General features: G+C 73.5%; 4 protein-coding genes. 3 read left to right on the forward strand and 1 reads right to left on the reverse strand.

The window, feature by feature from the left end; all coding sequences use genetic code 11:
• Window positions 1-738: 738 nt before the first annotated feature.
• The gene (locus G446_RS17985) at window positions 739-2,421 is read left to right on the forward strand and encodes an ABC-F family ATP-binding cassette domain-containing protein (protein WP_051286007.1); all 1,683 of its coding nucleotides are present in this window, start codon (window positions 739-741) and stop codon (window positions 2,419-2,421) included.
• Between the two features lie 262 nt (window positions 2,422-2,683).
• On the opposite strand, the gene G446_RS0112985 is transcribed toward G446_RS17985, so the two are convergent.
• Window positions 2,684-3,424, reverse strand: a complete 741-nt coding sequence (locus tag G446_RS0112985) for a methyltransferase domain-containing protein (RefSeq protein WP_084779251.1) — start codon at window positions 3,422-3,424, stop codon at window positions 2,684-2,686.
• A gap of 299 nt (window positions 3,425-3,723) precedes the next feature.
• Between G446_RS0112985 and G446_RS0112990 the strand changes: the two genes are divergently transcribed.
• Both G446_RS0112990 and hisS read left to right on the forward strand, forming a co-directional pair.
• Window positions 3,724-4,539 carry an MBL fold metallo-hydrolase gene (locus tag G446_RS0112990; protein WP_026410460.1) on the forward strand — a complete coding sequence of 272 codons (816 nt, stop codon included), beginning with the start codon at window positions 3,724-3,726 and terminating at the stop codon, window positions 4,537-4,539.
• A gap of 51 nt (window positions 4,540-4,590) precedes the next feature.
• Window positions 4,591-6,000 (forward strand): histidine--tRNA ligase, encoded by a 1,410-nt coding sequence (hisS, locus tag G446_RS0112995; protein ID WP_026410461.1) that lies wholly within the window; start codon window positions 4,591-4,593, stop codon window positions 5,998-6,000.
• The last annotated feature ends 785 nt before the right edge of the window (window positions 6,001-6,785 follow it).

The following is a 6,785-nucleotide window of genomic DNA, read 5'->3' on the forward strand; positions in this document are numbered from 1 at the left end:
TACCATTCACCACGAGGGTGCCCCTCCCCTGGACATGCACGGACATCAGTAATCCGCATTATCCCAGGAGAAGGAGCACCCTCACCCCCACCCCCCGGCACCCCACGACGAAAAACCGAGGTTAAGGTACGATCTCGCGGGTTAAGTGACGTGCTCGCGGGCCGGCCGCGTCACGATATGCGAGACGCCGTCCCACCATGCGGACGACTGGCGGGAGTGGAGCGGGGGCGGGACGCCGGAACCGCCCCGACGCCGCCCGGACCTTCCCCGACGATCACCCCGGCAGATCCCACCGCGCCGGGCGCCTCCAACATGCCAAGAGGCGATTCGGGCAGGCCATCACGGACGACCCCCGCGCCCCACCGCCCTCAACGACCCCTCTCATCACACCCGGGAAACGCAGGCGGAGATCGCGAACGCGAATCAATCCATCAGACCCTCCTCATCGCACCCGGGAAACGCACTCGGGCGCACCCAGAATGATCTTCCGGTCCGACGTCGGGCCGTCCGCTACGCCTCTTTCCCTCTGCTACGCCTCTTGACCCTTCATTGTACGAGAAAGAGGGGCGCAGCAGAGGGTGGAGGAGCGTAGTAGAGGAAAAGGGGCGCAGCAGAGGGGTGAAGGGGCGTAGCAGACACCGCTCGGCCCGCGACGCCGTCGGAAACCTGATAGTCTTCCCCCGTGCTCGCGTAAGACGCTCCGAACCACCCGTCAGCCCCCGCAGACCGGAGCTCCGCATGCCCGCGATCACCCTCACCGACCTCAGTTTCTCCTTCACCGCCGAGCCGCTGCTGGCCGGCATCACCCTCACCGTCGGCGACGGCGAACGGGCCTGCCTCGTCGGCCCCAACGGCTGCGGCAAGACCACGCTGCTGCGCCTGATCGCGGGTGATCTCGTCCCCGACTCCGGCACCGTGCGGGCCCCGCGCGCCGCGCCCGTCCCCGACGCCCTGGCCATGGACGGGAGCGTGGGCGACTACCTCGACGCCGCCGCCGCGCCGCTGCGCGCGCTCATCGCCCGTTTCGAGGCCGCCGGCGCAGCCCTGGCCGAGCGCCCCGACGAGACCGCCCTCGCCCGGGACTACGACGAGTTCCTCGCCGCCGTGACCGCCGCTGACGCGTGGGGTCTGGATACCCGCATCGAGGAGACGCTCGCCGGCCTCGGACTCGCCGCTCTGACCGGCCCCGGCGGCCGCGCCCGCGACCTCGCCGAGCTCTCACCGGGCCTGCGCGGCCGTCTGGCGCTGGCCGCCACTCTGCTCACCCGCCCCGCCGTCCTCCTCCTGGACGAGCCGACCAACCACCTCGACGAGGAGGCCATCGCCTTCCTCGTCCGGACCCTGCGCGGCTGGACGGGCCCCGTCCTGCTCACCAGTCACGACCGTGCTTTCCTCGACGACGTCGCCACCTGCGTCCTCGATCTCGACACCGCCCCCTGGCAGGCCCTCCTGACCGCCGCCGGCGGTGGGAGGGTGCCCGGCATCCAGCGCTGCGCCGGCACCTACTCCGACTACCTGGCCGACAAGGCGCGCGCCCGCGCCTCCCACGAGCGCATCCACGCCGCCCAGCAGGAGGACAAGCGCGCCCTGCGGGCGCACCGGCGCGAGTCCGAGACCATCGGCCACTACGGCACCGCCCGCCATCACGGCGCCCGCACCGAGATCAGGATGTCCAGGAAGTTCTACGCCGACCGCGCCTCCTCGGCCTCCACCAGGCGGCGCCGCAACGACGACCGCCGCCTGGAGGCCCTGGCCGCCGTCGAGGTGCGCAGACCCCGCTCCTACCGCCTGCGCATCGATCCGCCGCCGGTCGCCGCCCGCGAAGGTCTGGCGCTCACGGCGCGCGCCGCCGCCGTCCCCGGGCGCCTGTCCCCTGTGACCCTCGACCTGCGCGCCGGCGAGCACCTGCTGGTGACTGGTCCTAACGGCTGCGGCAAGACGACGCTGCTGTGCTGGGCCGCCACCGGCGCCCCGCCCACCGCCGAGTCCACCGGCGCGCTGACGGCGCTGGGCCGCGTCGCCGTCGTGCCCCAGCGGCTGCCGCGCCCGGGCGACCCCGGTCTGGACGAGGCGACGTGGGAGTCGGGCATCGGCCCCATCGGCTCCGGCGTCCTGCACCCCGCCCACTGGTCCCGGTGCGTGGGCGAGCTGTCGGCGGGCAACCAGCGCCGCGTCCAGCTCGCCGTGGCGTTCGCCGCCGCGCCCGAGATCCTCATGGTCGACGAGCCCACCAACTACCTCGACCTCGACTCGATCGAGGCGCTGGAGGCGGGCCTGGCCGCCTGGAACGGCACCCTGCTCGTGGCCAGTCACGACCGCTGGCTCATCGACCACTGGACGGGGTCCCGGTTGCGCCTGGAGGGCGCGGCCGACGGCGCCGACGCCGCCCGGGACGCCGAGGACTCCCGGATGCCGCGCTGAGGCGCGAACGCCCCGGGCCGGCCCCGCGCGGGCCCGGGGCGCGGCTCCCCCGTCGAGCGGATATCCCGCACGACCGCGGCCGGCCCCGCGCGGGCCCGGGGCGCGGCATTAGTGGGAGAGGACCACGAATGCGGGGCGGGCCGGCCCCGCGCAGATCTTCCCCCGATCCCTCCGGGGCCCGCCCCGGCCCCGCCCCGGCCCCGCGGCGGCTCCGCTGAGGACTGTGCAGCGTCCGCGGTGGACCGCCGGTCCCGCGGCGGCCTCAGACCCCGGCGACGACGCGCAGCCAGGCCCCGACCCGCGGATGGCGCCGCACGTCGACGCGGGCGAAACCGGCCTTCGCGCACGCCTCGGCCAGCGTGTCGCCGTCGGGCACGTTCATCCCCAGACGGTCGGCCCAGATCCCCGCCGCCTGGCGGTCCGCGACCTCGTTGACGATCACCAGGCGGCCGCCGGGCCCCAGGACCCGCGCCGTCTCGCGCAGCCCCGCCTCCAGATCCGGCCAGAAGTACACCGTCTCGAAGGCGGTGACGACGTCGAAGTACCCGGTGCGGAATGGAAGCGCCTCGACCGAGCCCTCGATCACCCGCAGGCGGCCCGACGCCGCGGCGGCGGCATTGAGGCGGCGCGTGAACTCCACCGCGGCGGGGGAGTGGTCGATGGCGCCGACCTCGGCGCGCGTCAGGCGCAGGATCCGGCGCACGGCGCCGCCGCCCCCGCAGCCCACGTCCAGGACGCGCGAGTCGGCGCCGATGCCCGCGGCCGCCAGGCCCCACCGGTGCAGGGGGGTGTGCCACAGGTTCATGGACCTGAGCGTGAGCCGGCCGATCAGCGACGAGGAGGGCCGTTCGAAGTCCGAGGGCTCGCGGGAGTCGGGTGTGCGGGAGTCCGAGGGCTCGCGGGAGTCGGGTGTGCGGGAGCCCGAGGACGTGCGGGCGTCCAAGGGGGCGGGGGAGCCCGAGTGGTCGCCGGTCGCCGCGGGCCGGGGTGTGGATCGAGTCATGGATCGAATACTGCGGTCTCGGGGCGCCGCCGCGCCAGGGGCGTCGTGAAGACTCGGCCGCGGCGGCGCTGTTTGTCCAAATCTGTTGCAAAGGCCCGGATCGCGCCGGAACGCCGGATGAGAATCGTTGGTATTCCGCGGTTCTTCTCGCGGCCGATCCCGGCCCGGAGCGCCTTTGCAACAGATTTGGACAAGTTCCCGCCCCGGCACGTCCCAGGAGCCCCACCCGCCCCACCGCATCCGAGCTCCGCGGCAGCGGACCCAAATAATGAGCGGCGACACCCCACTAGACTGGTCCCATGATCCTCGAGCGCACGATCGCCCCCGTCTTCGCGGCCAACTGCTACGTCCTGGCGCCCGCGCCGGGCGGCCCCGCGCTCGTCGTCGACCCCGGGGCCGGCGCCGCCCGCGGCGCACTGGCGCTGCTGCGCTCCCACCGCCTGAGGCTGGGGGCGGTGCTGCTCACCCACGGGCACGCCGACCACGTGTGGGACGCCGCCGCCCTCATCGAGGCGGCGCGCGCCGAGGGGGCGCTCGCCTCCGACGATGCCCTCGACGCGCCCGTCTACATCCCCGGGCCGGACCGCTACCGCCTCGACGACCCGGACGCCACCACCGGCATACGCGTGGAGGGCATGGGCTTCGCCGACATGGCCGGCACCCCCTGGCGCGCGCCCACCGACCTGCGCGCCTTCCCCGGCGAGGGCTTCTCCGACGCCGTCGAGCTCGTCCCGGGCCTGGCCATCCGCGCCGTGGCGGCGCCGGGGCACTCGGAGGGCTCGACGGTCTTCTTCCTCAACGCCGACCTGGCGGCGTGCGACCTCCTCTACGAGGCTGAGGCGGTCGACGTCGACCCCTTCTTGGCGGACGAGGAGCGCCCCCGCCTCGTGGCCCTGAGTGCGGACGTCATCTTCAAGGGCAGCGTCGGGCGCACCGACCTGCCGGGGGGCGACCAGGTGCAGATGTGGGCGACCCTGCGCTTCCTCGCCTCCGCCATCGACCCGGACACCGTGCTGCTGCCCGGGCACGGCGCCGCCACCACCATGGCCCACGAGCACCACGCCAACCCCTACCTGGCGGAGGCCAGGATCCGCGGCGGGGACCGGCACGCGTGAGGCCCCGGTGCGACTCGCAGGGCCCGCGCCGACCCCGCCCGTCGTGAGAGGATGGCGCCCATGGCGCACTCCGCACGGGCACAACAGGCCCTGTCCCCCCTCTCCGGCTTCCCCGAGTGGCTCCCGGCCGGCCGCGTGGTCGAGCAGCACTTCATCGACGTCCTGCGCCATGTCTTCGAGCTCCACGGCTTCAGCGGCATCCAGACGCGCGCCGTCGAGCCCCTGAGCGAGCTGACGAGGAAGGGCGAGACCAGCAAGGAGGTCTACCTCCTCTCCCGCCTCCAGGCCGACCCCGCCGAGGCCGCCGGGACGGACCCGGCGGGGCGGCTCGGCCTCCACTTCGACCTGACCGTCCCCTTCGCCCGCTACGTCCTGAACAACGCCGGGGTCCTGCACTTCCCCTTCAAGCGCTACCAGATCCAGAAGGTCTGGCGGGGCGAGCGCCCCCAGGAGGGCCGCTTCCGCGAGTTCTACCAGGTGGACATCGACGTCGTCGGCGACGGCTCCCTGCCCCCGCACTACGACGTCGAGATCCCCCTCGTCATGCACCAGGCCCTGTCCGCCCTGCCCATCCCGCCGGTGACCGTCCACGTGTCCAACCGCAAGGTCGCCCAGGGCTTCTACACGAGCGTCGGCATCGGCGACGAGGCGCTCATCGAGGTCCTGCGCGTGGTGGACAAGATCGACAAGATCGGTCCCGGCAGTGTGGCCGCCGAGCTCGTCGACGCCGTCGGCACCACTGCCGCGCAGGCCGACGCCGCCCTGCGCCTGGCCGCCATCTCCTCCGCCGAGCCGGCCGCCGTCCGCGAAGCGGTCCTGGCCGCCCTGGACGGCGCCGCGCCGAGCGGGCTCCTGCTGGCGGGCCTGGACGAGCTGGAGGCGCTGCTGCGCGCCGCCGCCGCCCGCCGGCCCGGCGCCGTCGTCGCCGACCTCAAGATCGCCCGCGGTCTGGACTACTACACCGGCACGGTCTACGAGTCCTTCATGGCCGGCCACGAGGACCTGGGCAGCGTGTGCTCGGGCGGGCGCTACGACTCCCTGGCCTCCAACGGCAAACGCGTCTTCCCGGGCGTGGGCATCTCCGTCGGCCTGTCGCGCCTGCTCTCGCGCGTCCTGGGCGCCGGGCTGGTGGAGGTGAGCCGGGCCGTGCCCACCGCCGTGCTCGTGGCCGTGGTCGACGAGGAGCACCGCGCCGACTCCGACGCCGTGGCCGACGCCCTGCGCGCTCGCGGCATCGCCGCCGACGTGGCCCCCACGGCCGCCAAGTTCGGCAAGCAGATCCGCTTCGCCGACAGGCGCGGCATCCCCTTCGTCTGGTTCCCCGGGGTCGGAGGGGCCGCCGACTCCGTCAAGGACATCCGCTCCGGCGAGCAGGTCGACGCCGACGCCGCCACCTGGATGCCCGACGACGACGCCGACCTCGCGCCGCGGGTCCTGGCCGCCGGCGGGCCCGGGGCCTGAGGCTGGGCGGACCGGGTTCGGCGGGGCTGGCCGGCACTATCCGGCGCACTCCGGGGCCTGAGGCCGGGCGGACCGGGGCCTCGATCGAGCCGGCACGGCGGTCCGACACGGTTTTCCCACTCGCCGGGGCGCCAGGAGTGGCTGCACGCGTAATGATCCAGGTCCCGCATCCCGCGGATGATTGCAGGTCTCACGCGATTCTGCGCGAGTTCGTGTGATTCCGGGCGATTCCGCAACTTTCTTCCTCCGGGTGTGTTGGAGGGGCCGGGGCGCCGCCTCCTCCGGCGGCCCGCGTCCCCCGGCGGCGCCCGGGTCGGGCAGGCGGCCGTCGTCTGCGGCCCCGGGGGGGAGTGGATTCGGCCTGCCGCGCCGTCGTCATCGGCACTCCCGTCGTCTGCGGCCCCGGGGGGGGGAGTGGATTCGGCGATGTCACCTGAGCTCACATTGTGCGAGGTGAGCTTGCACAATGTGAGCTGAGGTGGATTTCGTCAAGCTGAGCTCGCATCGTGCGAGCTGAGGTGGATTTTGTCAAGGAGACCTGGAAGGTTATTCGGCGGGCGGTGGTGCGCGGCGGCGGGGGGTCGGCGTCGTGGTCCGCGAGATCGCCGGGTAACCCGCGAGAACGTCACTTAACCGCCGAGATCGCCGGGTAACCCTCGAGAACGTACCTCTAGCAGACGTTCTCGCGGGTTAACCTCGATCTTTCATCGTCTGGTTGGGTGGGGTTGGGCGGCGTCGTTGCCGGTGCTGCGGGGTTGATTGTGGCATGGGGGTGTGGTGGTTCG

Origin of the sequence: Actinomyces dentalis DSM 19115 (genome assembly GCF_000429225.1) — a bacterium.
Classification (GTDB): Bacteria; Actinomycetota; Actinomycetes; order Actinomycetales; family Actinomycetaceae; genus Actinomyces; species Actinomyces dentalis.

Coding starts and splice junctions, on each gene's coding strand:
- G446_RS17985 (WP_051286007.1), top strand. CDS start 739: ATGCCCGCGATCACCCTCACCGACCTCAGTTTCTCCTTCACCGCCGAG.
- hisS (WP_026410461.1), top strand. CDS start 4,591: ATGGCGCCCATGGCGCACTCCGCACGGGCACAACAGGCCCTGTCCCCC.
- G446_RS0112985 (WP_084779251.1), bottom strand. CDS start 3,424: ATGACTCGATCCACACCCCGGCCCGCGGCGACCGGCGACCACTCGGGC.
- G446_RS0112990 (WP_026410460.1), top strand. CDS start 3,724: ATGATCCTCGAGCGCACGATCGCCCCCGTCTTCGCGGCCAACTGCTAC.